Below are 25,896 nucleotides of genomic sequence, written 5' to 3' on the forward strand. Positions count from 1 at the left end.
CAGCATGTTTTCAGAACCACCTATAAAGCGTAGAAAATCAACAAGGATCTATGTCGGTAATGTGCCTATTGGTGATGGCGCACCGATAGCAGTACAGTCTATGACGAACACCAATACTCTAGATGTTGATGCGACGGTGGCACAAATTAAAGCTATCCAAGACGCCGGAGCGGATATTGTCCGTGTTTCTGTGCCGACAATGGATGCAGCTGAAGCATTCAAAAGCATTAAAGAGCAAGTGGATATTCCACTCGTCACGGATATTCACTTCGATTATCGTATTGCATTACAAGTGGCTAAGTACGGTGCCGATTGTTTGCGGATAAATCCTGGGAATATTGGCAGTGAAGACCGTATTCGTGCAGTGATTGACGCGGCGGGTGAGCACAATATCCCAATTCGTATTGGCGTAAATGGCGGCTCATTAGAGCGCGATTTGCAAGAAAAGTATGGTGAACCAACACCTGAAGCCTTGCTTGAGTCTGCGATGCGACATGTCGAAATTCTCCAGCGCCATAACTTTGATCAGTTTAAAGTCTCGGTAAAAGCTTCCGACGTGTTCTTAGCCGTAGGCGCTTATCGTTTATTAGCAAAAGAAATCGACCAGCCTCTGCACCTTGGGATCACCGAAGCAGGTGGTTTTAGAGCCGGTTCGGTTAAATCGGCAGTTGGTCTAGGGATGTTACTTGCTGAAGGAATTGGTGATACATTACGTGTTTCACTTGCGGCTGATCCAGTGCAAGAAATCAAAGTGGGTTTTGATATTCTAAAGTCACTGCGAATACGTTCGCGCGGCATTAATTTTATTGCTTGCCCAAGTTGCTCTCGCCAAGAGTTTGATGTAGTGAATACAATGAATCAGCTGGAAGAGCGGTTAGAAGATATCGTCACGCCAATTTCGGTGTCTGTGATTGGCTGCGTGGTCAATGGCCCTGGTGAAGCACTTGTCAGTGACTTAGGTCTTGCTGGTGCAAATCGCCGTTCAGGCCTTTATATCAATGGCGAGCGCCAAAAAACACGGATTGATAATGATGATATCGTCGCTCAATTAGAGTCTCAGATCCGAGAATATGTAGAGAAAAAAGAAAGTGAAGAAAAAATCGATGTAAAAATCATCGACTGACACCTGTGTAATCGTTAAGATAAGCGAATTTCGCGCTTTCTCACGGCGTGCTAAACTGCACGACGATAAATGGCATTAAAGAAATAAAACCAATGCGATGAGGCTGTTTGAGCGTATTTAGCCAAAGGTTCAAGCAGCAGTAAATCGATTGGTGACAAATTTAAGTTAGGGTTTTCAGTGACTAAACAACTTCAGGCAATCCGTGGAATGAATGATTGTCTGCCAGGTGACACGCAAGTCTGGCAGAAAGTAGAATCGGTATTAAGAGAGACAGTAGCGGCTTTTGGTTATCAAGAGATCCGCTTTCCAGTCGTTGAGTCGACCGATCTATTTAAGCGCTCTATCGGTGAAGTGACCGATATCGTCGAAAAAGAAATGTATACCTTTGATGACCGTAATGGCGATAGCTTAACGCTACGCCCGGAAGGTACTGCTGTGTGCGTACGAGCGGGAAATCAAAATGGTTTGCTATATAACCAAGAACAGCGCCTTTGGTACATGGGGCCGATGTTCCGCCACGAAAGACCGCAAAAAGGCCGTTACCGTCAATTCCATCAATTTGGTGTTGAAACTTTTGGTATGGCAACACCAGATATTGATGCTGAAGTGATCCTAATGACGGCGCGCTTATGGCAGCAGTTTGGCATTCAAGATCATGTAAAGCTTGAGCTAAATTCTTTGGGGTCAAATGAAGCGCGTGCTGAATATCGCGATGCTCTGATTGCATATCTGGAGCAACACAAAGAAGTGCTTGACGAAGACAGCCTGCGCCGTATGTACAGCAATCCACTGCGCGTGTTAGATAGCAAAAACCCAGAGGTGCAAGCTGTACTGGTTGATGCACCTAAGCTTTCTGAACACTTAGATGAAGAATCACGCGAACATTTTGCTAATTTGTGTGAACGTTTAGACGCAGCTGGCGTCGAATACCAAGTTAATGAAAAACTGGTACGTGGCCTAGATTACTACAACCGCACCGTATTTGAGTGGGTGACAACAAGCTTAGGTTCTCAGGGTACTGTATGTGCTGGCGGCCGTTACGATGGCTTGGTTGAGCAACTTGGCGGCAAAGCAACGCCAGCCGTTGGTTTTGCGATGGGTATCGAACGTTTAGTGTTGATGCTACAAACGCTGGAATGTGTGGGTGATATTCGTCGTAATGCTGATGTATATGTCGTTGCGATGGGTGACAAAGCGGCGATTCAAGCTCCAGTAGTTGCACAGCAATTACGAGATGATATTGCTGGCCTTCGCGTGATGGTTCACTGTGGCGGTGGCAACTTTAAGAAACAATTTAAACGTGCAGATAAAAGCGATGCTGTTATTGCGCTCGTGCTAGGCGAAGATGAACTCGCTGAAGGCAAAGTGACAGTGAAGTATCTGCGTGAAGAGAAAGAACAAATCACCTTACCACTTGCAGAAGTAAAAACGCTGTTAGCAGAGCTGGTAAGCTAAGAGGTTAGAATGGAAATTTATTCAACAGAAGAACAACAAGCAGAAGCAATAAAACGATTTTTCCGTGAAAATGGTACAACGATAGTAGTCGGTGCCGTGCTTGGTTTAGGTGGTCTGTATGGCTGGAAAGCGTATAACCAAAGCCAGATCGATAGCGCAGAAGCAGCATCAGAAGCATTCACTCAGGTTGTTGAAAGTGACGATGTACTAGCAAAAAGCGACGCCTTTGTTGCTGCAAATGCAGATTCTAACTACGCCGTGTTAGCGGCTTTCGTTGCTGCTAAAGAGGCAATCGACAAAGACGATCTTAAGCTAGCAGCTGAGAAGCTAACTTGGGCGGCTGATAATGTTGCCAACGCTGAGCTAAAAGCAACGGCTTTGTTAAGACTTGCACGTGTACAAGCGTCTCAGTCTCAATACGAACAAGCACTTGCAACACTGGCTAAGCCTATGCCTGAAGCGTTTAAGGCGCAGCTTGCTGAGATCCAAGGTGATATTTACCTTGCTCAAGGCGATAAAGATAAAGCACGTAGTGCTTATCAATCGGCATTAGAAGCGGCGGAAGGCAATAGCAACCCTATGCTGCAAATTAAACTGGATGATCTTGCACAAAAGACAACGGTTTAAGGAGTTGCCATGAAGAAGTTAACGATGGCCTCATTGGCTTTATGTGTTGCAGCACTCACCGCAGGTTGTTCTTCTAGTGATGATGAAGAAGAGTTAAAACTCCCTGAGATCAACAATCAATTCGACGCCACTGTTGTATGGCAAGAGGGGATTGGAGACGGGGTTGAGCACTACTTTTCGCGTTTATCTCCAGTAAGCTACCAGAGCACTGTTTTTGCAGCTGCCCGTGAAGGTATAGTGACAGCGTTTGATACTGAAACAGGTAAAGAAAAGTGGCGAGTTGATGTTCGTGAGAATAAGAACTTTTGGCCATGGGAAGACAATGACAGTGCGAAGCTGTCAGGTGGGATCACACAAGCTTATGGCAAACTATATGTTGGCTCTGAGCACGGACAGGTTTTTGCGCTTGACCGTGAAACCGGCGAAATAGTTTGGCGTAAGTCGGTACCAGGTGAAGCGCTGTCAGCGCCAGCTGCAGGCGATGGTCTTCTTTACGTTAACTTAGGTTCAGGCAAGCTGGTTGCGCTACACCCAGATACAGGTGAAGAGCGTTGGCACTATGAGCAAGAAGTCCCTGCGCTGACATTACGTGGTTTAAGCTCACCGACCAGCGCGAATGGTGGCGTATTGGTTGGCGAAGAAAGTGGTAAGTTAACAGCACTTATCGCTGAAAACGGTTTTACCGCATGGAGCTCAGATGTTGCAATTGCAAAAGGGGCTTCTGAGTTTGAACGTTTGGTGGATGTTGATACTAAACCCGTTGTAAGCGGCGCATATGTGTATTCTATCGCCTATAATGGTAAACTAGTCGCCATTGATGTGCGCAGCGGTAATGTAGTGTGGGATCGTGAGTACAGTAGTTACCGAGATCTCACACTCGATCTTGACGTAATTTATTTGGTTGATAGCGATGGCGTACTGTACGCACTAGACAAAAACTCAGGTATTGAACGTTGGACACAACCAGCTCTGCGCGGTTGGTATCTAACCGCTCCTACGGTTGCTGGCAACTACGTAGTGGTTGGCGATCAGGAAGGTAACTTACACTGGCTGGATAAGAGTTCTGGTGAGTTGGTATCGCGTACCGAGTTTGATAGTTCAGGTTTTTTTGTCGAACCGATTGTGGTCGATGGCAAAGTATTTGTTTACACGCGTGATGGTGAACTTAGCGCAGTTCAAATTCCGCAGTAACTTTCTGAATTTTTAGATATTTTATGGGGCTTCGCTTTTGCGAAGCCTTTTGTTGTTTTTAAAAGAGGTAGTCTATGCTTCCTGTGATCGCTCTGGTTGGGCGACCTAATGTGGGTAAATCCACACTGTTTAATCGTTTAACACGTACTCGTGACGCGTTAGTTGCTGACTTTCCGGGTCTGACTCGCGACCGTAAATACGGCCAAGCAAACTATGAAGGCTACGAGTTTATTGTGGTAGACACGGGTGGTATCGATGGCTCTGAAGAAGGCATTGAAACTGAAATGGCCGAGCAGTCGCTGCTTGCAATTGAAGAAGCGGATATTGTGCTATTTTTGGTGGATGCGCGCGCAGGTATGACGGTTGCTGATCAAGCCATCGCACAGCACCTTCGTAAACAACAGAAAAACTGCTTTGTTGTCGCCAATAAAACGGATGGCATTGATGCTGACTCCAACTGTGCTGAGTTTTACCAGCTAGCGCTCGGTGACGTTCAACAGATCGCCGCCGCGCATGGTCGTGGTGTTACTCAATTATTAGAGTTGACGCTACAACCGGTTATCGCTGAGCTTACGGCTCAAGATGAAGAGCTTGAGCATGACGATGAAGATATTGCCGAGCTTTACCTTGAAGGTGAAGAAGCCGAAGACGGCAAAACAGGTTTTGAAGACAAGCCTGTTAAACTCGCGATTATCGGTCGTCCAAATGTAGGTAAGTCAACACTAACTAACCGTATTTTAGGTGAAGACCGCGTTATCGTTTACGATATGCCGGGCACAACACGCGATTCAATATACATTCCGATGACGCGCAATGATAAAGAGTACGTGTTAATCGACACCGCCGGCGTGCGTAAACGTAAGAAAGTCAGCGATGTCGTAGAGAAATTCTCAGTTATCAAAACCCTGCAAGCGATTGAAGATGCCAACGTGGTATTGCTCGTTGTAGACGCGCGCGAGGGGATCTCAGATCAAGACTTGAGTCTACTTGGTTTTGCACTAAATGCGGGTCGCTCGTTGGTTATTGCGGTAAACAAGTGGGATGGTCTTGATGACTATGTCAAAGAGCGTATTAAAACTGAGCTAGACAGACGACTGGGCTTTGTTGATTTTGCTCGTCTGCACTTTATTAGCGCATTACATGGTACAGGTGTTGGTCACTTGTTTGAGTCGATTGACGAAGCTTATGAATCAGCGACTAAGCGAGTAAGCACGGCAATGTTACGTCGTATTATGGATATGGCTCAGGCGGATCACCAGCCACCACTAGTTCGTGGACGCCGTGTGAAGCTTAAGTACGCACACGCAGGTGGTTATAACCCGCCGCGTATTGTTATCCACGGCAATATGGTGCATGAACTGCCAGATAGCTATAAGCGCTATTTGATGAACTACTATCGTAAAGCGCTTAACGTAATGGGTACGCCGATTAAGATTGAATTCCGTGAAGGGGATAACCCTTACGCTGGTCGTTCAAACAAAATGACGCTCTCACAAAAGCGTAAGCTTCGCGCATTCGCAAAAGAAAACCGCAATAAGTCGTAAGGCTTTTTGCGGGAATTGTAGCTCGACACTATCTGGTGAGTGTGTCGAGCTAAACATAAGCTTCATATCTATCCAACCAATTCCTGTTTCCACACCTGACTATATTTAACCCAGAACTCTTTTACTTTGTTTTACCTTGCCCAACATTTGTGCTTAAGTTATATATAACCTGAGCTTCGGATAATTAATGCCTTTCTAGCAGTTAGTTTCAGCGCTCACTTTGTTGGATTTACTTCCAATAGCCAGCTATTGGTGCGTAAATCCGCCTAGTTATCCCTAAAACTCTCTGGCTAGACAAGTATATGGTTTAGACAAGCTTGAAAAATAAAGAGTTAGCTCATTTCTTACCCAAAACTCAGGTTAAGTTACATTAGGTTTTATTGATAGTGAGGCTTAGGTGTTTGCTAAAGCGGTGATTTATGTAGAAAGTGTTGAGGAAGTGCTGGATTTTTACTATCAAGCATTTGGCTTGAGCACTTTTGATATGACCGATGAAGGGGATTATGGTGAGTTAGACACAGGTGAAGTGAAACTCGCCTTTGCCAGCCACCCGTTAGCTCAATCACAGTTTAGGCAAGACTATATTCGTTGCCATCCTAAACAGCCTGCACTTGGGTTTGAAATTACCATCAGCTGTGAAAATGTCCCTGAATGCTATGATAAAGCGGTCGCCGCTGGGGCTGAGCCATTAAGCCCACCAAACCAAAAGGGCAGAGTAACACAAGCTTATGTAAGAGCCATTGAAGGGACTTTAATTGCTTTGGTGTCAAAGCCGGGTGAATAGCGGCACTCACAAATGATGAGCGCCACTTTGATGCGGTGTGCTTTTATTCGATATCGACAAGTAGTCTCGCAAGACCAACGGGCTCGATTTCAACACAAACGTTGTCATCATTCCAGTTTAGACCAACGAGTGCATCATCTTCTTTTAGGTCGAGTACCCATTCGTCAAGAAAACTTTCAACATCAATACTCATCGGTGAAAACTCACTCCACTCGTCGCGACATTGAGCTTGCGCTTTTTCTTCACTATCCCACAGCAATAACACATCAGTCTCGTCAAACTGGTTTGAGTCAACCACAACCATACCGCCGTCATCAGAGCTAAGTGCCCAAACGCTTTCAGTATTTTTTACTTGCTCAATAAACTCACTGACTTCTGAGCCAATTTCTTCTTCATTCATCATAGGTGTTCTCAATTTCGTGGATCAGTTTGCTGGGCGATTGCTTGGCTTTGCCAACGGTCATGAAATGCCATCAGGTTAGTGTAATCGCTCAGGTCGACGAGCTCTCTAAATAGAACCCAATCAATAAGGCAGTATAAACTGATTTGGAGATAATCACAGTGTAAAAACTCTTCTGTCACACACTCTTCATTGAGATAGTGCAGGGTATGGCCAATTCGTTCCCGCTGTAGATTAAAAAATAGTTTATCTTGTTCAATATCAAAACCAGAGCGCTTACTAAGTAACAGTTCCACCAAAGAATCATTACAGGCATTGATAAGGATCAGCCAATTTTCTTGATCCCAACTGGGAAATGGAAGTTGATGTTTTTCACGGAGATAGCGAACAATCAGATTTGAATCACAAATAAGTTGTGCATCGTCTATTAAAAATGGGATTTTACGGGCAGGATTATGGCGAATAAGCTCGTCATGGCCTGCTTCAGAAAATATATCTATATGCTGGTAGCTCATTGGGAGCTGTTTAGCCGCGGCCCACATTCTAATTCGACGGGCGTATGGACTGGTGTTCGAACCGATAAGTTTCATGCCATCATTCCTTCAACTAAGTAACTTTCGCTCATTCTGTAAATGTAGCGAGTTGGTATTAAGGAATGATGGCGAAGTGATTAACTTTTCGCAAGCGAATTAATCGCTACGACTGGTTACCTCAAGCAAGTGAAAACCAAACTGCGTTTGCACTGGCCCTTGTACTTGATTGATTGGGGCTGAAAAAACCACTTTATCGAATTCAGGCACCATCATGCCTGGTCCGAACTCACCTAGCGCACCACCATCTTGGCCCGACGGGCAATTGGAGTACTGCTTTGCGATTTCTGCGAAATCTTCCCCTGCTGCAATGCGTTCTTTGAGCTCCATGCATTGCGCTTCACTATCTACTAGGATGTGTCTTGCACTAGCGATTGCCATAATTTCTCCGATGATTATTTATTATTCATACTTTATTCTAATCTAGGTACGTTAAAAAATCAGCTTATCTAGGCAAGAGTTTTTCAATTTCGCTAGTGAGTTCGTCAGACATAGGTTTAGTGCGGCTGTTAAAGCGCTTAATTGTTTTCCGATCAGCTGACACTAAGTATTTGTAAAAATTCCAATTTGGAGAGCTTGTTACTTCATTCAAATGTTGGAAAATGGGGTTGGCATCCGAGCCTCGAACTTCCGATGTCGCAAACATATTGAAGGTTACACCGTAGTTGATAAAGCATACTTTTGCAGTTTCCTTTTCGTCGTCTTCTTCTTGGAAAAAGTCATCTGAGGGAAAACCAAGTACAACAAGGCCTTTATCTTGATATTTTTGATGTAGTTGCTCAAGCCCTTCAAACTGACCTGTAAATCCACAGTTACTGGCTGTATTTACGATGAGAAGCGGTTTGTCTTTAAATTCACATAGATTAAGTGAGTCATCAGAACGCAGTTTTCGCAGCTCAACATTGGTAAAATCATCACAGCTGGATGTCTTTGCATACGCGTTACTCGAGATTAGGAAACCGAGCGCTAAGCTCAGAATCGAAAGACTTTTTATCATCAGTGCTTTCCTTTTATTTATGTTATCTCTTATGATACGAAAATATTCGTTACCTTGATCAGCTTTCATGAATATTAGACTCGCTAAACCGCATGACCTTTGCGCCATAGTCGCCATTTACAACGAAACGATACCAAGCCGCCAAGTCACTGCGGATACGGAGCCCGTAAGCGTAGCACAAAAGCAAAGTTGGTTCGCCGCACATACGCAAAATCGCCCAATTTATGTGGTAGAGCAGGCGGATGAGGTGATTGCATGGATAAGCTTTAGCAGCTTTTATGGACGTCCTGCCTACGATGGTACGGCTGAGGTGAGTATCTATCTTGCAAAAGCGGCCCAAGGCCAAGGGTTGGGTAGTAAACTCATGGATTTTGCAGAGCAGCAAGCGCCGACCCTGTTTATTACAACGTTACTTGGCTTTATTTTTTCTCATAATCTCCCCAGTATACGCTTGTTTGAAAAGCACGGTTATAAAAAGTGGGGAGAATTACCCAACGTCGCGGTCATGGATGGTAATCACTATAGCTTGACGATTTTGGGCAAGGCTCTCGCATAATTTTATACGCCGTTGGCCTTTGCTGTTTGAATTTTTGTTTCGCAGCGTGAATTAGACTACGGCGTCAAACATATCAAAATAGTGCTATTTTTTAGCGTCTTGTGATTCTTCTACTAAACTGGATCTCAGAATTATCGGTAAAGGATCTGGTTATGACGAATCGAGTGCTGATTATTGACAGCAGCAGTGTGCAAGCGATGCGAGTAAAGGTATTATTTGAGTTACTCGGTGGTGAGGTAGAGCATGTGCATTACCGGAGTCTGGAAGCAAATCTCGATTTTGATAAGTTTGATGTTGTTGTTATTGCTCATGGGGTACCCGCCAGTAAGCTCCAAGCGTTATATCAACTGAGGAATCATGATAAGTTAGTGTTGCTGGCACCTAAACCCGATAATGCCGAGCACTTAAAATCTTTCAGTGAAATCAACCGCGCCTTGCCAAATGGCATTGTGATCTACCCCTTCTTTGCTAATAAAGATATTACTGGCTTACTTGAACGCCTACTGGAAATTGGTTCTACTAATACCTTAGTGCTGCCCAAAGTGTTGCTGGTTGACCATCATACGCCTCGCCTAGAGACCTTAGCTAACGGCCTACGCGGAGCACAGCTTGCGGTGACGACCGCGACGACGCTTGATGAAGCGATGCAAGTTGCCGAGCGACACCCTGTTGATCTCCTTATTTGTGACTTTAATCTAGAAAAAGACACTGGCTTAGATGTGTTTAATAAAGTTCGTCAAGTGCACCACAATTGCCGCTGCTTATTGATGACTTCTCGGGTTAATCAAGTGGATATGTTAGAAGCCGTGCGTCAAGGGGTAGAAGACATTCTGATTAAACCGTTTGATGAGAGCGATTTGTTACAAAGCCTACATAAATTATGGCAAACAGAGCTCTTAAGACGTCATAACCAAGAGTTGGTTGAGCGCCTCCAGGATACGGTCGATGCCTTGATTGAACGCGACAGTCTGCTGCGCGTGATTTATAAACATACCCCGGATCCGATTATGCTGTTCAACCGTCAAGGTCATATTATTGAAGCAAATGACGCGTGTTGCGAATTATTTGAGCTGACGGAAGAAGAACTACAGCCACTCTCTATTTTTGAGCTATTTGATGAAATATCCGTGTCGCAATTACGCGATTTGATGAAGCATGTTGGTATGTTAAAGCACTTTAACTGTGAGCTGAGTTTGCCAAAAGCGGGTGAACGCAGCATTCCTTTAATGGGAACCTTTAACGAAATCGATCATCACGGCGATATGGCATTTGCAGTCATTTTTAAAAATGTGTCACAGTTTAAAGAGCAGCAAGAAGTACTAGAAGAAACCAAAGAGTTACTAGAGTTTGAAGTGCAAGCTCGAACGGCACAGTTACAAAAAGCCAAAGAAGTGGCGGAAGCGGCCAACCTATCCAAATCTGAATTCTTAGCCAATATGTCTCATGAGTTGCGCACGCCAATGCACTCTATATTAAGTTTTGCACGTTTCGGTTTAGATAAGCTAACGGCTCCTGAAGTACCGACGGACAAGCTCAAAAAGTATTTATCTCGTATCGAAACCAGTGGAGAACGTCTATTGGTACTGCTTAACAATCTACTTGATTTATCAAAGTTAGACGCAGGTCGTTTTCCATTTAATCCAAGCTTTCACAACCTGGTGAATGTGATCCAAAGCGGTATTGAAGATGTATCGGGGACTGCGCTTGAGAAAAAGATAAAGATTCGCTTTGAAAAGCCAGCTCAAGGCGTGATGACCTTTTGCGATCCGGAGCAAATGAATCAAGTGATCAGAAACCTATTGGGCAACGCGCTCAAGTTTAGCCCTGAAGGGAGTGAGGTGAGTGTACTGTTAAGCTGTAAAGATCAAGATATTCATATCAAGATTGCCGATCAAGGGGTTGGTATTCCGGATGACGAATTGGAACAGATTTTTGCCAAGTTTGTGCAAAGCAGTAAAACAGACAGTGGTGCTGGCGGCACGGGTTTAGGTCTTGCTATATGTAAGGAATTTATTTTACTGCATAAAGGGCAGATTTACGCCGAGAATAATCCCGAGGGTGGTGCATGTATCAATGTGAGTCTGCCGTTAACAGAGCATCTTGAGAGTAATGAAGTGTAATGGTTGTAATTGGAAAGGCGTTGAGTAAGCGTCTATAAATAATAATAGAGCTTGTACTAATACAATCTGATTGGGAGCTGTTGAAGCACTGGTCTTAAGTTACCGTATTTTCCCCACAGTGCCTTTCCCATTGTGAACCGACGAAGGATATTCATTTATGGCTTTACGCAGAATCTTAGCAGTTGACGACGAACCATTTAATCTAGAAATCATTGAAGAGATTTTAGAAGACTTAGACTTTGAGTTAAAAACCGTTGAAAGCGGTCATGAATGTCTAGCTGTAGTCGAAGACTTTGACCCTCAAGTAATTTTACTTGATGTGAGCATGCCAAAAATGAGCGGTTATGAGGTATGTAAGGCGATTAAAGCCAATCCAAACACACAGCATATTATCGTTATGTTTGTGTCGGCAAGGGGCTCTGTTGAAGAGCGCATGGAAGGCTACTCAGTGGGGGCTGAAGATTATATTGTTAAGCCGTTTGGCCAAGGTGAACTAAAAGCCAAGCTCACGCACTTGAATCAAATGCTACTAGAAAAAGATATTCTGGCTCAGCAAATTGAAGATGCAACCTCCACAGCATTTAGCGCCATGGCTAATAGCAGTGAAATGGGGCAAATCGTTACCTACATCGAGCAAATCGGAGAGATAGAAACAATCCCGCGACTGGCGGAAGCTTTATGTCAGTGTTTAAAGGGACTGGGACTTAATTGTAATGTTGAAGTTCGGCTTGAGGGACAAAAGCATCACTTTGCAACTACGGGAATTTGCTCACCCATCGTCATTGAGTTATTTGAGATCTTACACACCAAAGGGCGATTACATGAATTTACTAACCGTATATTGGTTAACTATCCATTTTTGAGTATTTTGATCCTCAATATGCCGGGAGACGATCCAGATAAACACGGTAGATTGCGGGATCATATTTGCTTTATTGCCAGTGTAACGGAGCAACAGTTAATTGCCATTTCCACTAAACGCAAGCTGGTACAGCAACACGAGGACCTAGAAGAAGCGATAAAAATGGTGCAAGGTAAGTTTAATAGCATGGTGTCGCTGCTTGATAAAAATCGTCAAGAAAACGAAAAAGTGTTCCGCTCATTACAAGAATTATTTGAAGAGCGTATTCCGACAATGGGCCTAGACGAAGATCAGGAGATGTTTATCTATCAAAACGTCGATAAAGCGATTCAAAGCTCAGTCGCACGGGAAGAAAGTGTGCGAGAAGTGAAAACCGCTTTCCATGATATTGAAGAAGACTTAAAACTACTCTCGCGACGCTCAGAATAGCAATCCTACTTCCAATACCGCCGTAGGTCGCGCTTTAGCGCGACTTCTTTAGTTTTTATAGCGCAGCTTTTTTATCGTGATTCTCTCAACTTATTTAACCGTAGGTCGTGCTTTAGCGCGACTTCTTTAGCGCGACAAATCCGCTAAGCGTCCCGTGGCAAGCCCTTTTCAATAATGCGGATCAGCCTTGCTTTTTTGCGTTCATGTTGGTCTGACTTTTGTCTTTGTTGCTCCAACGCCCAGTCGATATGCTCGATCACAAGGGGAGTGGCACTTTGACGCTTATCTTCCAGTGCTATAACGATGGCTTCATCGTATTGTGCATTGCCAAGGCCAACGGCTAAGTTTCGTAGCCAACGTTCATGTCCAATCCGACGAATGGGGCTACCTTCGGTGTTTTTCAAAAATGTTGCTTCATCCCAAGCAAATAAGCTCAACAATTGCTGATCTTTAAGTTGAGTTCGCGGCAAAAAGTCGGCTTCTTCCGTTATTTGACCATAGCGATTCCATGGGCAGACTAACTGGCAATCATCACAACCGTATATCCGATTGCCCATTTTTGCCCTAAATTCCTCTGGAATAGCGCCTTGAAGCTCTATGGTGAGATAAGAAATACAGCGTCTCGCATCAACGACATAAGGTTCAACGATTGCGCCGGTAGGGCATAAAGTTAGGCAAGCGGTACAACGGCCGCAACTTTCTTCTTGGTTTGGTTTATCAATGGGAAGAGGAATATCAACAAACAGCTCACCCAAGAAAAACCAAGAGCCCGCCTGCTTATTAATCACTAGACTGTTTTTTCCACGCCAGCCAAGTCCTGCCTTTTCTGCAATTTGTCGCTCTAGTACAGGGGCTGAGTCGACAAAAGGGCGAAACCCTAACGTGCCGACTTCTTGCTCAATCTTTTGTCCGAGCTGCTTTAGCTTGTTGCGCATTACCTTATGATAGTCTCGACCTAATGCATAACGAGAGATGTAGGCTGTGGTTTTATTACCAAGCGCTCTGGCAAAGCTGGCATCGGGTGGCAGGTAGTTCATTTTCACCGAAATAATACGTTGAGTGCCAGGAACCAGTTCTGCGGGGCGGGCACGCTTCATTCCATGCGCCGCCATGTAAGCCATTTCACCATGATAGCCTGCGTCTAACCAGCGCTGAAGTTGCGCTTCATGCTCGCGTAAATCAATGTCGGTTATACCGACTTCTGCAAAGCCAAGTTCTTGGCCCCATTGCTTAATTTGTGCTGCAAGTTCACTATAATTGATATTATCGGTCGTCACGGGAAGAAATAATGGCTAATGAATACACGGACAATTTACCACAATTTGCTTATTCAGCCCAACAAGTGCAGCAATATGAAGCAAAAGCCGCAAAGTTATCAGGCACAGATCTAAGTACTTTAATGCAGCGAGCTGGGACTGCTGCATTTCGCTTTATTGAAAACAGCCAGCCAAAATCCAGCCATATCTTAGTTATCACAGGTAAAGGTAATAACGCGGGAGACGGTTTTGTCGTAGCTCAATTATGTCAGCAGGCCGGATTTTCCGTCACCGTATTCGCGTTATTTGCACCTGAAAGCTTAACGGGCGATGCGCAGCAGGCATTTTCTCAATATCAAGGCGCATTGGTTTTTTCGTTGAACGAGGTAGAGTTAAGCCAGTTTACGGTGGTGGTTGATGGTGTGTTCGGCACCGGTTTTAGAGGTGAGCTGCCTGACCATGTTTGCCTTTGTTTTGACAAAATAAATAAACTGCCGGTTACTAGGTTGGCACTTGATGTACCGAGCGGTTTAAATGCCACAACAGGAGAAGTTGCGGCCAGTGCATTTTTAGCTACCAAAACCATCACCTTTATCGCGTTAAAACAGGGCTTACTTAGCGGCTCAGCAAAGCGTTTTGTGGGAAAGTTATTGTTAGCCGATTTGGATGTTGGTGAAGCATTCAAAACCCTAGTAACGCCAACATCTAATTATTTAAATCATGAAACCTTCATGGCAGCAAGGCCGCAGCGAGCACTAGATAGCTATAAAAATGCCCATGGTCATGTGTTACTTATTGGCGGAAATCGTGGCATGGCTGGGGCAATTCGATTGGCAGCAGAAGCCGCTCTGCGAGCAGGAGCTGGCCTTGTATCGGTCGCTACTCATCCCGATAATATTGCAAGCGTCTTACAGGGGCGCTTTGAATTAATGGTGCATGGTGTTGAGAGTGCGAATGAGTTATCGCCACTGATGAAAAAAGCCAGTGTGATAGTGCTTGGTCCCGGGCTTGGTCAAGACGCTTGGGCAAAATCACTTTTTAACTGTGCGGTGGCAGCTGAATTGCCGATGGTTATGGATGCTGATGGGCTCAATTGTTTAGCGCATGTACCGAGGCAAAAATCAAACTGGGTGTTAACGCCTCACCTAGGTGAAGCTAGACGGTTATTGAACCACTTAGAGACACCGCTAAATGAACATGACCGCTTCGCGGTGGCTAAAAAAATTAGCCATGAATATGACGCCGTCACGGTACTAAAAGGGCCAGGCAGTTTGATATCTGAAGGCGAGCGGATAAATATTAATCGTTCAGGCTGTGCAGGAATGGCGAGTGCTGGGATGGGCGATGTTTTATCTGGTATCATAGGCGGTTTAATTGCCCAAGGGATGGAAGCATTTGCTGCAACAAACCTAGCCGTGTATATTCATGGTTTAGCTGCCGAGCAGGCCGCCCATGATGGCGAAAAAGGTATGTTGGCCGGGGATTTATTCGAACATATTCGAGGTATTTTAGGGTGACGACAGGTCATATGAGATTCGATTTGGCTGATGAGCCAGCAACAGTTGCCATGGGTAATAAAATTGCCAATGTTATTCGTCAAGGTGCGGTACTATTTTTACACGGTGATTTAGGCGCAGGTAAAACCACGCTCACTCGCGGGATCGTGCAAAGCCTTGGCCATTCAGGTAAGGTAAAAAGTCCAACTTATACCTTAGTTGAACCTTATGAACTGGATGATGTCTCAATATATCATTTTGATTTATATCGATTAGGTTCGCCTGAAGAGCTCGAATACATGGGGATCCGGGATTACTTTGCAAGTAATGCTATCTGTGTTGTTGAGTGGCCTGAAAAAGGTGAAGGCTTTATTCCAAACCCAGATATAGACGTCACAATGCAGTATGCTGGTGATGGCCGTCAAATTACACTTGAGGCCAAGTCTAGCCGCGGCGAGGCACTATTAAAACAATTACAAGATTATGCGTAATCAGCCGACTATTAGTTATATTTTCATTTTTATCTGCATGCTCTTAACGAGCATGCACAGCATCGCCCAAAACGCCATCGAAAGTGTGCGTGTTTGGCCCTCCCCAGAAAGCACTCGTATTGTTTTTGATATGAGCGATAAGCCGGATTACAGCTATTTTGTGCTGAAAAATCCACTGCGCTTGGTGATCGACCTTGAAAACACCAAGCAACGAAAAGACTTTCCGAGTGTTCCTGACGAACATCGAGTTGTAAACAAGGTGCGCCACAGCAAACCAAAAAACAGCAATTCTGCACGGATTGTTGTGGAGCTAAGTCGTAGCGCTACGCCAAAAATCTTTGCGTTAGCACCAACTGGTCCATATAAAAACCGACTAGTTGTTGATTTGTATGGTAAGCAGATGAGTGCTTATGACGATACAAAAACTGCCATACCACGAAAAACACTCGCGCAAGACAGAGATATTGTCATCGCCATCGATGCCGGTCACGGCGGTGAAGATCCAGGTTCTATTGGACCTTCAGGTACTTATGAGAAGCTCGTAACCATTCAAATTGCGAAGCGTTTAGCGCGCTTAGTAGATAGCCAGCCGGGGATGAGCGCAAAGCTTATTCGTACTGGCGATTATTACCTCAAGTTGAATACGAGAACCGCAAGAGCGCGCGAAAGGAAAGCGGATTTCTTTGTATCTATTCACGCAGATGCCTTCACCAGCCCTCAACCACGCGGGGCGTCGGTCTGGGTGTTATCACTGCGCAGAGCAAATTCTGAAATAGGTAAGTGGCTAGAAGACAAAGAAAAACACTCACAGCTATTAGGTGGTGCAGCCGATTTAATTAAAGATACGGCCAACGAAAAATATTTAGCCAAGGCGCTACTTGATATGTCGATGGAACATTCGATGAAAACCGGGTTTCAGGTCGCAGAAGAAGTCGTCAAAGAGCTGAAAAAAGTAGCAAAAATGCACAAAAGCAGACCGCAAGCTGCAAACTTTGGGGTACTAAAATCACCAGATATACCTTCGATCCTGGTGGAAACAGGCTTTATTTCAAACCCTCAAGAAGAAAAACTATTAATGTCTCCGCATTATCAAGAGCGTTTAGCTCGGGCTATTTTTAGTTCGATAAAGGGCTATTATGAAAAAAATCCACCGGATAACTCGCTATTTGCGCGTATGCAATCCAACAAGCCGGTGACGCATAAAGTAAAAAGTGGAGAGTCATTGAGTGTGCTGGCTAGCCGTTATGGCATTACGGTCAGTGAATTGAAAAAAGCAAATAACCTGAAAAACAATACCTTGTTTATTGGGCAAGTCTTAACTATTCCAAAAGCGTAAATGATGACGATAGAAATACTTCCAGCTCGGTTGGCCAACCAAATCGCTGCCGGTGAGGTGGTGGAGCGGCCAGCATCCGTCGTGAAAGAGCTGGTGGAAAACAGTATTGATGCTGGTGCGACGCGCATTCAAATAGATATTGAGCGTGGAGGACACAAGCTTATTCGGATCCGTGATAACGGTATCGGTATTGTTAAAGACGAGTTGATGTTGGCACTGTCTCGCCACGCGACAAGTAAACTGAAAAGTTTAGATGATCTGGAGTGTATTGCTTCACTTGGCTTTCGAGGTGAGGCGCTGGCATCCATCAGTTCAGTATCGCGACTGACTCTGAGCTCTAAACCTCAAGCGCAAGAAACTGCTTGGCAAGCTTTCGCCGAAGGGCGAGATATGGCTGTGCAGGTTCAGCCAACCGCGCACCCAGACGGTACCACCATTGAAGTCAAAGATCTGTTTTTCAACACGCCAGCGCGCAGGAAATTTTTACGTACCGAAAAAACCGAGTTTAGCCATATCGATGAACTGGTTAAGCGCATTGCATTGAGTCGTTTTGATGTTGCCATCACGCTCACTCATAACCAAAAGGTGGTTCGCCAATATCGCCCTCGCACTATTGAAAAAGGTGTTGAGCGAGTTGCGCAAGTTGGTGGTAAAGCATTCTTACAGCAAGCAAGCTTTATCGACTCAGGTCATGAGGGACTAAGATTATTCGGTTGGGTGTTACCTGCGGGGGTGAACAACGGCACACAATATACCTACGTAAATGGTCGTATGATGCGAGATAAGCTCATCTTGCATGCGATTCGCCAAGCATTTGATGAATCAATCGGGCATGAAGAGCTTCCCGGTTTTGTCATATATCTTGAATTAGATCCGAGACAAGTTGACGTTAATGTCCATCCCGCGAAACACGAAGTTCGCTTCCATCAAGCGCGCTTGGTTCACGACTTTATTGTACAAGCAATAAAGCAGGTCGCGACGGAGCAAATTGATTTACCTTGTGCAAGCGAGACCGAGACTCAAGCACCTGATACCGCATCGCCATTATTTACGCCTCAAGAACAGGTAGATGAAGCCTATCATCAAAGTTACCGTTCAACCTTACAGCCCGAAACGCAAGCACAGGCCTATTCGGCTCCAAGTACCTTCGGCGAACACACTGAGGCTTCAAGAGCAGCCTCAGGTGGCGGTCGAAGTAACTATGGCGGTGCAACAGGTGGTGGCAAAAAGCAGGTGAATGTAAACCAGCTCTATCAAGGACTATCACATCAACAGATGCAGCACTTCGATCAAATTGAAGAAGCTGAATTACCGTCAATTGAAGTAAGTAGCGTCCCGATATCCGCCAGTAAATCTAGCTGGATGTTGTTGCCGCAAGGCAAAGTCATGCTTGAGCAAGACAATCAGTTGTTGTTTGGTGATTGTAGGCAAGGGCTGATGCCATATTGGCAAATGCAAATTGAGCAAGATGGCACATTGCAAGGCAAAGCGCTGCTGTTACCCGTGCGCATCAAGTTAGATAAAGCCGCACTGGAAGCATTGCAGCAACGTGAAACTTGGTTGGCAATTTTAGGGTTTGCGATTGAAATTTTTGATGGCCATATTTTAGTTAAAAAGTTGCCAGTGTCGCTCTATAGCATAGATGTTGGTGAAATTTCTAAGCAAATGATGGAACCAAGCTCAGATGCTGAACTCCAAGATTGGTTACAGTGGCTAGAAGTCTCAACACCCAGTAGCTATTTCGATAGCCAGCATTTTGATTTAGTTAAAGAAAAATTACTTTCAAAAGCCTCATGTTTGGCTCGTATTCATAAAAGTGCGGTTACAATTGATGCCCAGAAGTTAGTCAGTTTTTTAAGTTCGCAGTAATTCGTGCCTAAGTAGGTATTAATTACCATGTACTATCAGCTATAATACGAGATTAGTGCAGTTTATTAGTAGGTTAGATGTGAACAAGTTACCTGTCATTACCCTAATGGGACCGACAGCAGCGGGCAAAACCGCATTGGCCATAGAGTTATGCCAAGCGTTAAATACCGAAATCATCAGTGTAGACTCGGCGTTAGTGTACAAAGGGATGGATATCGGCACGGCAAAGCCGAGCGCACAAGAGCAAGCACAGGCACCACATCACCTAATTGATATTATTGATCCGGCACAAAGCTATTCGGTTGCTGAGTTTCGTGCTGATGCTATTAAACTAATTGATGATTTTCATCAGCGTGGCAAGGTGCCAATTTTAGTCGGTGGCACGATGATGTACTTTAAAGGCTTGATTGAAGGCCTGTCGCCATTACCAGAGGCTGATGCTGAAATCAGAGCGGTATTGGAGCGCGAAGCCGAACAAAAGGGTTGGCCTGCGCTGCATCAACAGTTAAAAGAGATTGACTCAGAAGCTGCGGCTAAAATCAGCGAAAACGATTCGCAACGCATCAACCGCGCTTTGGAAGTTTATCGCATTAGTGGTAAAACGATGACTCAATTGCAGCAAAGCAAACAGGATGCATTGCCATATCAGTTTCATCAATTTGCGATTGCGCCAAATGACCGAAAAGTCTTACATGAGCGTATAGAGAAAAGATTTAAAATAATGTTGGATGAAGGCTTTAAAAATGAAGTTTTGGCCTTATATCAACGTAAAGATTTACACCCTGATTTGCCTTCTATTCGCTGTGTCGGATATCGGCAAATGTGGGAGTATTTAGCTGGCGAGTGCGATTATAACGAAATGGTTTTCAAAGGCGTCGCAGCGACCAGACAACTGGCGAAGCGGCAATTAACTTGGCTGAGGGGGTGGCAAGATGTGACTTGGCTTGACACCGATAGTCAAGAAAACTTGCAACGTGTTCTAACTTCGCTAAGCTAATAGTAGTTGTTAAATCAGCGTGTTCTGATTAAATCAACGACCTGACATAATAACACCTAAAACGAAGGATAAGAAAATGGCAAAAGGCCAATCTTTACAAGACCCATTTTTGAATGTCTTGCGTCGTGAGCGCATTCCTGTCTCAATTTTTTTAGTGAATGGCATTAAATTACAGGGCAAGATCCAGTCATTTGACCAATTTGTGATTTTGCTTGAAAACACAGTAAACCAAATGGTTTACAAACACGCCATCTCCACTGTGGTTCCAGCTCGTGCGGTTAACTTCCAAAATGCAACCGGAAGTGAAGCGGGCGACCAAGGTGAAGAAGGTAATTATTAATTCTTATTAGTAGGAGCTTAATGCTTGTTTGACCGTTATGAAGCCGGCGAACAGGCAGTCTTGGTTCATATAGAATTTCCTCACGAAGGAGATCGCGAAGATCTACGTGAATTGGAAATGCTAGTTTCTTCTGCTGGTGTTAGTAGTGTGGCGGTTGTGCAAGGCAGCCGTCAAGCACCACATGCAAAGTTGTTTGTCGGAACGGGTAAAGCTGAAGAAATTGCCGAGATTGTCAACATCCACAACGCAGATGTCATCATATTTAACCACCAACTCAGTCCCTCACAAGAGCGCAATTTAGAACGCGTTTGTAAGTGCCGAGTGTTAGATAGGACAACGCTGATCTTAGATATTTTCGCGCAAAGAGCCCGTACCCACGAAGGTAAATTGCAGGTTGAGCTTGCTCAGCTAAGGCATATCTCTACGCGCTTAATTCGAGGATGGACGCACTTAGAAAGGCAAAAAGGGGGGATCGGCTTACGTGGTCCTGGTGAAACCCAATTAGAAACCGATAGACGGTTACTAAGAGAGCGAATTAAGAGTATTCGTAAACGATTAGACAAGGTAGCCGTTGTGCGTGAGCAAGGGCGTCGAGCGCGCAGTCGTAACGAGATCCCAACCGTTTCTCTGGTAGGTTACACCAATGCGGGTAAATCGACGCTGTTTAACAAAATTACGGATGCGGATGTATATGCTGCGGACCAATTGTTCGCAACGCTTGATCCTACGCTAAGAAAGATAGAAATCGATGATGTTGGCCCCGTTATCTTAGCAGATACAGTAGGTTTTATTCGTCATTTACCTCATGACCTGGTAGCAGCATTTAAGGCGACTTTAACAGAGACTCGTGAGGCAGATTTACAGCTTCATGTCATCGATGTTGCAGATCCGAGAAGAAAAGAAAATATAGAACAGGTACAATTGGTTCTAGAGGAAATTGAAGCCAATGACATTCCTCAACTTTTAGTCTACAACAAAATTGATCTAATGGACGAAGTTGCGCCTAGAATAGATAGAGACGATGAAGGAAAACCGATCAGAGTGTGGTTAAGTGCCCACTCTGGAGAAGGGATTTCGTTGTTATTCGACGCCGTTAAAGAGTTGTTGGCAAAAACCGTTTTCACAGCTGAGCTTGCTGTCCCTCCTGCGCTTGGGCGTTTACGAGGTGCGCTATTTGAGCTCAATGCCGTGGATGAAAAAGGCTACGACGAGCAAGGCAACTGGCTTGTTTCGGTAAGAATGCCAAAAATCGAATGGGAAAAGCTCAATAAGGAATTCGGGCGAAATCTCAATGATTTGGTTGTTGGTAGTTAAAAATCGTCAATTTCGAGCGTATTTTTATATGAGAGTCGCTCGAATTTTGTTAGATTTAACCTAATTCATTTAAATAACAATGGAGTATAGCTATGGCCTGGAACGAACCGGGTAATAATGGCAATGATAACGATCCGTGGAAAAACCGCGGGGGGCGGGATCAAGGCCCACCTGATCTAGATGAAGTATTCCGTAAATTTGGTAATAAATTCGGCGGTATTTTCGGCGGTAAGCCGGGGAAAGGTGGTAATGGCGGATTAGGCGGTGCTGGTTTCGTCTTTATACTTATTATCGCAGCCATCGTATGGGCACTAAGTGGTATTTACACGGTAAAAGAAGCTGAGCGCGGTATCGTGCTGCAATTTGGTAAATTTGACCGTATTGCTGAGCCGGGTCTGCGTTGGAAAGCCACGTTCATTGAGCGTGTTATTCCTGTAGATATTGAAGCGGTACGTTCATTGTCGGCTTCAGGCTTTATGCTTACGGAAGACGAAAACGTAGTAAGCGTTGAGTTTGAAGTGCAATATCGTGTTGTTGATCCAACACTTTATCGTTTCAGTGTGACCGATGCTGACCACAGCTTACAACAAGCGCTAGACAGTGCTCTGCGTTATGTTGTGGGTCATGCTCGCATGGACCAAGTGTTAACTACGGGTCGTGAAGTGGTTCGCCAACGCACTTGGGAAGAGCTAAATAGTATTATCGAACCATACAACCTTGGTTTGATTGTTACGGACGTTAACTTTAAAGATTCTCGTCCACCAGCAGAAGTAAAAGACGCATTTGATGATGCGATTGCTGCACAAGAAGACGAAGAGCGTTTCATTCGTGAAGCAGAAGCTTATGCAAGGGAAATTGAACCGCGTGCGCGTGGTCAAGTGACTCGTATGACGCAAGAAGCAGAAGCTTATCGCGAACGTATTATCCTTGAATCTCGAGGTGAAGTAGAGCGCTTTGAAAAGCTACTTCCTGAGTACCAAGCAGCAAAAGAAGTAACGCGTAAACGTTTATATATTGATGCAATGGAGCAGATTTTGGGCCGTAGCTCAAAGGTATTGGTTGATGTTGAAGGTGGTAATAACATGTTGTATCTACCACTTGATAAGATTATGCAATCCCATAACAACGCTTCGTCACCAGTACGTTTGCCAAATCAGAGCGATATTGAGCAGCTTCGTAGAACGATTGAAGGTACTCAACAGCAAAATAGTTCTGTCAATTCAGGCGGCGATAGATTTAATCGCGACAGATTTGGTAACGGGAGATAATCAATATGAAGAATTTTAGTCTACTTCTATTAGTCACTGCCGTGATCATGTCGTTTTCTGGTATCTTTGTAGTAAACGAAGGTCAAAGAGCAATTGTACTGCTATTTAGTAAGGTACAAAAAGACGCGAATGGCGATGCTTTGGTGTATGAACCTGGTCTTCACCTGAAAGTGCCTTTCTTTAGCCAAGTACGTAAATTAGACGCACGTATCCAAACCCTAGATGGTCAACCTGATCGCTTTGTAACCAGTGAGAAGAAAGATCTAATCGTGGATTCTTACGTGAAGTGGCGCGTGAATGATTTTAGTGCTTATTACCTACGTGCGCGTGGTGATAAGCAGTATGCGGAAACGCTACTTAAGCAAAAGGTGAACAACGGCCTAAGAACAAACTTCGGTTCGCGTACTATTAAAGAAATAGTATCTGGTGAACGTAGCGAGCTAATGGAAGAAGCGTTAGTTCAAGCGTCGGAAAGCGCGAGTGAGCTTGGGATTGAAGTGCTGGATGTCCGTGTTAAGCAGATTAACTTGCCTAACGAAGTAAGCAGCTCAATCTACCAACGTATGCGTGCTGAGCGCCAAGCTGTGGCAAAAGAGCACCGTTCAGAAGGTCAAGAAGAAGCTGAGAAAATTCGCGCTGATGTTGACCGTCGTGTTACCGTAATGCTTGCGGATGCTGAGCGTAATGCTCGCGCAGTTCGCGGCCAAGGTGACGCAACGGCTGCAAACATCTATGCAAACGCGTATAACAAAGACCCAGAGTTTTTCGGGTTTGTTCGTTCGCTTGAAGCATATAAAAATACCTTTAAAGATAAGAATGACGTTATGGTGTTATCACCGGACAGCAAGTTCTTTGATTATATGAAGGATGCAAAAGCACAATAAGATGATGCTTTTGAGATGATTGTAAAACCCCGCCAGCCAGCGGGGTTTTTTATTGGCGCGATATGGTCACAACGTTAGACGATGAAACCCCATGAGTAGCCGCGATCTTTCATGCCGCAAAAAACACACCATAGCTGCGACGTTATGTCGCGAAAAAGCACACCGTAGCAGCGACTTTATGCCGCAAAAAACACGCCATAGCTGCGACTTTTTGTCGCGAAGAAACACACTATAACAGAGCCTTTATACCGCGAAAAAACACACCGTAGCAGCGACTTCATGTCGCGAAAAAGCACACCGTAGCAGCGACTTGATGTCGCGAAAAAGCACATTGTAGCTACGACTTCATATCGCGAAAAAGCACATTGTAGCTACGACTTCATGTCGCGAAAAAGCACACATTAGCAGCGACTTTATGCCGCGAAAAATACACTGTAGCAGCGGATTTTATGTAGCGGAAAAACACATCGTAGCAGCGACTTTATGTCGCGAAAAAGCCTACCGTTGCAGTGGACTTGATGTCGCGAATAAACACACCGTAGCAGCGACTTTATGTCGCGACCAACAATAAAAAAGCGGCCAATAGGCCGCAGTTAGGAAGTGAATTGGTAGTAGTCTATTAAAATAACAAAACCTTAAAACACGTACTTCACTGAAAGTTGTAGTCTGTCTAAATCACCTTCAAAGCCACTTTCTGTTTCCCGAGTACCCATCTTATATTCAGCACCAAAGGTAAGCTTTTTCACGGGTGAATAAAGTAGGTTTGCGCTGTAACTCATACTTGATTTTGTCGGATCGCCAGTCACCGCCAGCAAATCGCTTTCGTTATCAGCATTAAAGAAAGAGTATAAGAATGTTGAACGGAATTGTTCATTCCAGCTATGTTGATAAGCGATAAAGCCCGACGTCGAGTCAATTGCATGTAACGAGTTACCGTCGTATACCGCGCCATTAGCAACGTTTAGGCCTACGTAACGACCAAGCCCTTGACCTTGGGTCAGCATAAATTTCAAGTTATTGTCACCAAAATTAACACGACCAGACGCACTGACCCCAAATGAGCTTTCAGACTCATCAGCTCCACCGACTTTATAGGTAATTTGGCGCGCAAGTGCCGCTACCGCAATATGACCCCAATCAGCATTGTGTGTGTAACGTGCAGTGAAATCAGGCATGCTAGCGTCATCAGTGACGACACGGCCACTATCTGCAGTGGTAACTGTGCTTTCTGGGTTTTCAATAGAGAAAGACCAGTTTCCAGTGGTGTATTTAGCCATGGCTTGGCGTACGAAAACGGTGCCTTCAGCTGGGCCGACGAAGTCTAAAGTCTCTGGTAGCGCACTAACATTTTGGAAGTTTGACCAAGCTTGACCGAACAAGAAGCCCTTGTAGCTCACAAAGGCTTGGCGAATACGAGGTGAGTAGGAGTTACTAACACGCTCATTTCCTCCAGATGTAGAAATAAAGTCTAGCTCGATTTTAGTTTTGATACTGCTGCCATCATCAAGCTTAGTATCGGTCCCGAAGCTAAAACGAGATTGACGAGCGTGCATATCAAATACAGCGTCGCTATCTGAGTTAACCCCGACAGGAGTCGTACCAGGAACGTAAAAATCTCGACCTATATTTTGTGCACCCAACGCGCCGTCAGAAAAGTCACTCCAAATGGCATCGAGCTTGATATAACCACCATAGTTAACTTTGGTATCGCCAATCTCTGCCGCAGTGGCAGGGAGAGCGCAGAGACTACTGATAGCAACTGCGAGCAGTTTTTTATTAATGTTATTCGTTGTCATAATCCAGTTCCTCAATAGCTGTGCTTTGCAGTTGGCAGCAGCTGACATTCATTTTAATCATCACTAACTGTTGTTTAAGGTTGGTTTTTACTCAATTACCTATTGGTCTATTAGACTAAGGTGGCATACGGTAAATGAGTAGAAGATAAGGCGATCATAACGTTTGTATTA

General features: G+C 44.6%; 25 protein-coding genes. 19 read left to right on the forward strand and 6 right to left on the reverse strand.

Translation table 11 applies throughout. The features are described from left to right. The first annotated feature begins 4 nt into the window (after positions 1-4). The 6 genes from ispG (at position 5) to BB427_RS11750 (ending at position 6,724) form a co-directional block, all read left to right on the forward strand. Positions 5-1,123: a flavodoxin-dependent (E)-4-hydroxy-3-methylbut-2-enyl-diphosphate synthase gene (gene ispG / locus BB427_RS11725; RefSeq protein WP_017217050.1), complete on the forward strand. Its 1,119-nt coding sequence runs from the start codon at positions 5-7 to the stop codon at positions 1,121-1,123. Positions 1,124-1,300: 177 nt separating this feature from the next. Continuing rightward, complete coding sequence (hisS, locus tag BB427_RS11730; protein ID WP_045987785.1) at positions 1,301-2,578, forward strand: histidine--tRNA ligase; 1,278 nt, start codon at positions 1,301-1,303, stop codon at positions 2,576-2,578. Between the two features lie 9 nt (positions 2,579-2,587). Next, positions 2,588-3,205: a YfgM family protein gene (locus BB427_RS11735; RefSeq protein WP_045987786.1), complete on the forward strand. Its 618-nt coding sequence runs from the start codon at positions 2,588-2,590 to the stop codon at positions 3,203-3,205. A 9-nt stretch (positions 3,206-3,214) separates the two neighbouring features. Further along, entirely contained in the window at positions 3,215-4,396 is a 1,182-nt protein-coding gene (bamB, locus tag BB427_RS11740; protein WP_069020892.1) for an outer membrane protein assembly factor BamB, read from the forward strand. A gap of 74 nt (positions 4,397-4,470) precedes the next feature. Continuing rightward, positions 4,471-5,940: a ribosome biogenesis GTPase Der gene (der, locus tag BB427_RS11745; RefSeq protein WP_039494393.1), complete on the forward strand. Its 1,470-nt coding sequence runs from the start codon at positions 4,471-4,473 to the stop codon at positions 5,938-5,940. A 397-nt stretch (positions 5,941-6,337) separates the two neighbouring features. Continuing rightward, positions 6,338-6,724 carry a VOC family protein gene (locus tag BB427_RS11750; protein WP_045988585.1) on the forward strand — a complete coding sequence of 129 codons (387 nt, stop codon included), beginning with the start codon at positions 6,338-6,340 and terminating at the stop codon, positions 6,722-6,724. 43 nt (positions 6,725-6,767) lie between these two features. On the opposite strand, the gene BB427_RS11755 is transcribed toward BB427_RS11750, so the two are convergent. From BB427_RS11755 to BB427_RS11770, 4 genes are all read right to left on the reverse strand, one after another. After that, on the reverse strand, positions 6,768-7,124 hold the full coding sequence (locus BB427_RS11755) for a DUF2750 domain-containing protein (RefSeq protein ID WP_010605663.1): 357 nt from the start codon (positions 7,122-7,124) through the stop codon (positions 6,768-6,770). An 11-nt stretch (positions 7,125-7,135) separates the two neighbouring features. Beyond that, complete coding sequence (locus tag BB427_RS11760) at positions 7,136-7,714, reverse strand: glutathione S-transferase family protein (RefSeq protein WP_017217044.1); 579 nt, start codon at positions 7,712-7,714, stop codon at positions 7,136-7,138. Positions 7,715-7,813: 99 nt separating this feature from the next. Further along, entirely contained in the window at positions 7,814-8,095 is a 282-nt protein-coding gene (locus BB427_RS11765) for a peptidylprolyl isomerase (protein ID WP_010377362.1), read from the reverse strand. Between the two features lie 64 nt (positions 8,096-8,159). Beyond that, positions 8,160-8,711 (reverse strand): glutathione peroxidase, encoded by a 552-nt coding sequence (locus tag BB427_RS11770; protein WP_026000907.1) that lies wholly within the window; start codon positions 8,709-8,711, stop codon positions 8,160-8,162. A gap of 67 nt (positions 8,712-8,778) precedes the next feature. Between BB427_RS11770 and BB427_RS11775 the strand changes: the two genes are divergently transcribed. The 3 genes from BB427_RS11775 to BB427_RS11785 all read left to right on the forward strand — a co-directional run bounded on the left by BB427_RS11775 (position 8,779) and on the right by BB427_RS11785 (position 12,678). Further along, a complete protein-coding gene (locus BB427_RS11775) occupies positions 8,779-9,267 on the forward strand; it encodes a GNAT family N-acetyltransferase (protein ID WP_069020893.1) in 489 nt (162 codons plus the stop codon). 152 nt (positions 9,268-9,419) lie between these two features. Continuing rightward, a complete protein-coding gene (locus BB427_RS11780; RefSeq protein WP_069020894.1) occupies positions 9,420-11,387 on the forward strand; it encodes a sensor histidine kinase in 1,968 nt (655 codons plus the stop codon). Between the two features lie 157 nt (positions 11,388-11,544). Continuing rightward, positions 11,545-12,678: a response regulator gene (locus BB427_RS11785; RefSeq protein WP_045988582.1), complete on the forward strand. Its 1,134-nt coding sequence runs from the start codon at positions 11,545-11,547 to the stop codon at positions 12,676-12,678. A gap of 143 nt (positions 12,679-12,821) precedes the next feature. Here BB427_RS11785 and queG read toward each other — a convergent pair whose 3' ends face one another. Further along, entirely contained in the window at positions 12,822-13,955 is a 1,134-nt protein-coding gene (queG, locus tag BB427_RS11790; RefSeq protein WP_069020895.1) for a tRNA epoxyqueuosine(34) reductase QueG, read from the reverse strand. 11 nt (positions 13,956-13,966) lie between these two features. On the opposite strand from queG, the gene BB427_RS11795 reads away from it, so the two are divergent. The 10 genes from BB427_RS11795 (at position 13,967) to BB427_RS24475 (ending at position 24,500) form a co-directional block, all read left to right on the forward strand. Beyond that, the gene (locus tag BB427_RS11795) at positions 13,967-15,451 is read left to right on the forward strand and encodes a bifunctional ADP-dependent NAD(P)H-hydrate dehydratase/NAD(P)H-hydrate epimerase (RefSeq protein WP_069020896.1); all 1,485 of its coding nucleotides are present in this window, start codon (positions 13,967-13,969) and stop codon (positions 15,449-15,451) included. Next, the gene (gene tsaE / locus BB427_RS11800) at positions 15,448-15,921 is read left to right on the forward strand and encodes a tRNA (adenosine(37)-N6)-threonylcarbamoyltransferase complex ATPase subunit type 1 TsaE (RefSeq protein WP_069020897.1); all 474 of its coding nucleotides are present in this window, start codon (positions 15,448-15,450) and stop codon (positions 15,919-15,921) included. The genes BB427_RS11795 and tsaE overlap by 4 nt, the downstream gene beginning before the upstream one ends. After that, a complete protein-coding gene (locus BB427_RS11805; protein WP_069020898.1) occupies positions 15,914-17,257 on the forward strand; it encodes an N-acetylmuramoyl-L-alanine amidase in 1,344 nt (447 codons plus the stop codon). The genes tsaE and BB427_RS11805 overlap by 8 nt, the downstream gene beginning before the upstream one ends. Before the next feature lie 3 nt (positions 17,258-17,260). Continuing rightward, complete coding sequence (gene mutL, locus BB427_RS11810; RefSeq protein ID WP_254663622.1) at positions 17,261-19,126, forward strand: DNA mismatch repair endonuclease MutL; 1,866 nt, start codon at positions 17,261-17,263, stop codon at positions 19,124-19,126. Positions 19,127-19,232: 106 nt separating this feature from the next. After that, positions 19,233-20,123, forward strand: coding sequence for a tRNA (adenosine(37)-N6)-dimethylallyltransferase MiaA (gene miaA, locus BB427_RS11815; protein ID WP_017217035.1), 891 nt, complete (start codon positions 19,233-19,235; stop codon positions 20,121-20,123). A gap of 76 nt (positions 20,124-20,199) precedes the next feature. Beyond that, on the forward strand, positions 20,200-20,463 hold the full coding sequence (gene hfq / locus BB427_RS11820) for an RNA chaperone Hfq (RefSeq protein WP_010377383.1): 264 nt from the start codon (positions 20,200-20,202) through the stop codon (positions 20,461-20,463). A gap of 24 nt (positions 20,464-20,487) precedes the next feature. Beyond that, positions 20,488-21,777, forward strand: a complete 1,290-nt coding sequence (gene hflX / locus BB427_RS11825; RefSeq protein ID WP_010605651.1) for a ribosome rescue GTPase HflX — start codon at positions 20,488-20,490, stop codon at positions 21,775-21,777. A 92-nt stretch (positions 21,778-21,869) separates the two neighbouring features. Further along, positions 21,870-23,045, forward strand: coding sequence for an FtsH protease activity modulator HflK (gene hflK, locus BB427_RS11830; RefSeq protein ID WP_039494418.1), 1,176 nt, complete (start codon positions 21,870-21,872; stop codon positions 23,043-23,045). A 5-nt stretch (positions 23,046-23,050) separates the two neighbouring features. After that, positions 23,051-23,929, forward strand: a complete 879-nt coding sequence (gene hflC, locus BB427_RS11835) for a protease modulator HflC (RefSeq protein ID WP_069020900.1) — start codon at positions 23,051-23,053, stop codon at positions 23,927-23,929. A 415-nt stretch (positions 23,930-24,344) separates the two neighbouring features. Beyond that, positions 24,345-24,500, forward strand: a complete 156-nt coding sequence (locus tag BB427_RS24475; protein WP_175401276.1) for a hypothetical protein — start codon at positions 24,345-24,347, stop codon at positions 24,498-24,500. A gap of 64 nt (positions 24,501-24,564) precedes the next feature. On the opposite strand, the gene BB427_RS11840 is transcribed toward BB427_RS24475, so the two are convergent. Further along, the gene (locus BB427_RS11840; RefSeq protein ID WP_069020901.1) at positions 24,565-25,725 is read right to left on the reverse strand and encodes a DcaP family trimeric outer membrane transporter; all 1,161 of its coding nucleotides are present in this window, start codon (positions 25,723-25,725) and stop codon (positions 24,565-24,567) included. Between the last annotated feature and the right edge of the window lie 171 nt (positions 25,726-25,896).

The organism is Pseudoalteromonas sp. BMB, assembly GCF_001709235.1.
Taxonomy (GTDB): Bacteria; Pseudomonadota; Gammaproteobacteria; order Enterobacterales; family Alteromonadaceae; genus Pseudoalteromonas; species Pseudoalteromonas maricaloris.

Bases quoted from the DNA above. Each gene is read 5' to 3' on its own strand.
- BB427_RS11765 (WP_010377362.1), bottom strand. From the start codon at position 8,095: ATGGCAATCGCTAGTGCAAGACACATCCTAGTAGATAGTGAAGCGCAA.
- der (WP_039494393.1), top strand. From the start codon at position 4,471: ATGCTTCCTGTGATCGCTCTGGTTGGGCGACCTAATGTGGGTAAATCC.
- BB427_RS11840 (WP_069020901.1), bottom strand. From the start codon at position 25,725: ATGACAACGAATAACATTAATAAAAAACTGCTCGCAGTTGCTATCAGT.
- hfq (WP_010377383.1), top strand. From the start codon at position 20,200: ATGGCAAAAGGCCAATCTTTACAAGACCCATTTTTGAATGTCTTGCGT.
- ispG (WP_017217050.1), top strand. From the start codon at position 5: ATGTTTTCAGAACCACCTATAAAGCGTAGAAAATCAACAAGGATCTAT.
- BB427_RS11795 (WP_069020896.1), top strand. From the start codon at position 13,967: ATGGCTAATGAATACACGGACAATTTACCACAATTTGCTTATTCAGCC.
- BB427_RS11785 (WP_045988582.1), top strand. From the start codon at position 11,545: ATGGCTTTACGCAGAATCTTAGCAGTTGACGACGAACCATTTAATCTA.
- BB427_RS11760 (WP_017217044.1), bottom strand. From the start codon at position 7,714: ATGAAACTTATCGGTTCGAACACCAGTCCATACGCCCGTCGAATTAGA.
- mutL (WP_254663622.1), top strand. From the start codon at position 17,261: ATGACGATAGAAATACTTCCAGCTCGGTTGGCCAACCAAATCGCTGCC.
- BB427_RS24475 (WP_175401276.1), top strand. From the start codon at position 24,345: ATGCCGCGAAAAATACACTGTAGCAGCGGATTTTATGTAGCGGAAAAA.
- hflK (WP_039494418.1), top strand. From the start codon at position 21,870: ATGGCCTGGAACGAACCGGGTAATAATGGCAATGATAACGATCCGTGG.
- BB427_RS11780 (WP_069020894.1), top strand. From the start codon at position 9,420: ATGACGAATCGAGTGCTGATTATTGACAGCAGCAGTGTGCAAGCGATG.
- BB427_RS11735 (WP_045987786.1), top strand. From the start codon at position 2,588: ATGGAAATTTATTCAACAGAAGAACAACAAGCAGAAGCAATAAAACGA.
- hflC (WP_069020900.1), top strand. From the start codon at position 23,051: ATGAAGAATTTTAGTCTACTTCTATTAGTCACTGCCGTGATCATGTCG.
- BB427_RS11805 (WP_069020898.1), top strand. From the start codon at position 15,914: ATGCGTAATCAGCCGACTATTAGTTATATTTTCATTTTTATCTGCATG.
- BB427_RS11770 (WP_026000907.1), bottom strand. From the start codon at position 8,711: ATGATAAAAAGTCTTTCGATTCTGAGCTTAGCGCTCGGTTTCCTAATC.
- miaA (WP_017217035.1), top strand. From the start codon at position 19,233: ATGGGACCGACAGCAGCGGGCAAAACCGCATTGGCCATAGAGTTATGC.
- BB427_RS11755 (WP_010605663.1), bottom strand. From the start codon at position 7,124: ATGAATGAAGAAGAAATTGGCTCAGAAGTCAGTGAGTTTATTGAGCAA.
- BB427_RS11775 (WP_069020893.1), top strand. From the start codon at position 8,779: ATGAATATTAGACTCGCTAAACCGCATGACCTTTGCGCCATAGTCGCC.
- bamB (WP_069020892.1), top strand. From the start codon at position 3,215: ATGAAGAAGTTAACGATGGCCTCATTGGCTTTATGTGTTGCAGCACTC.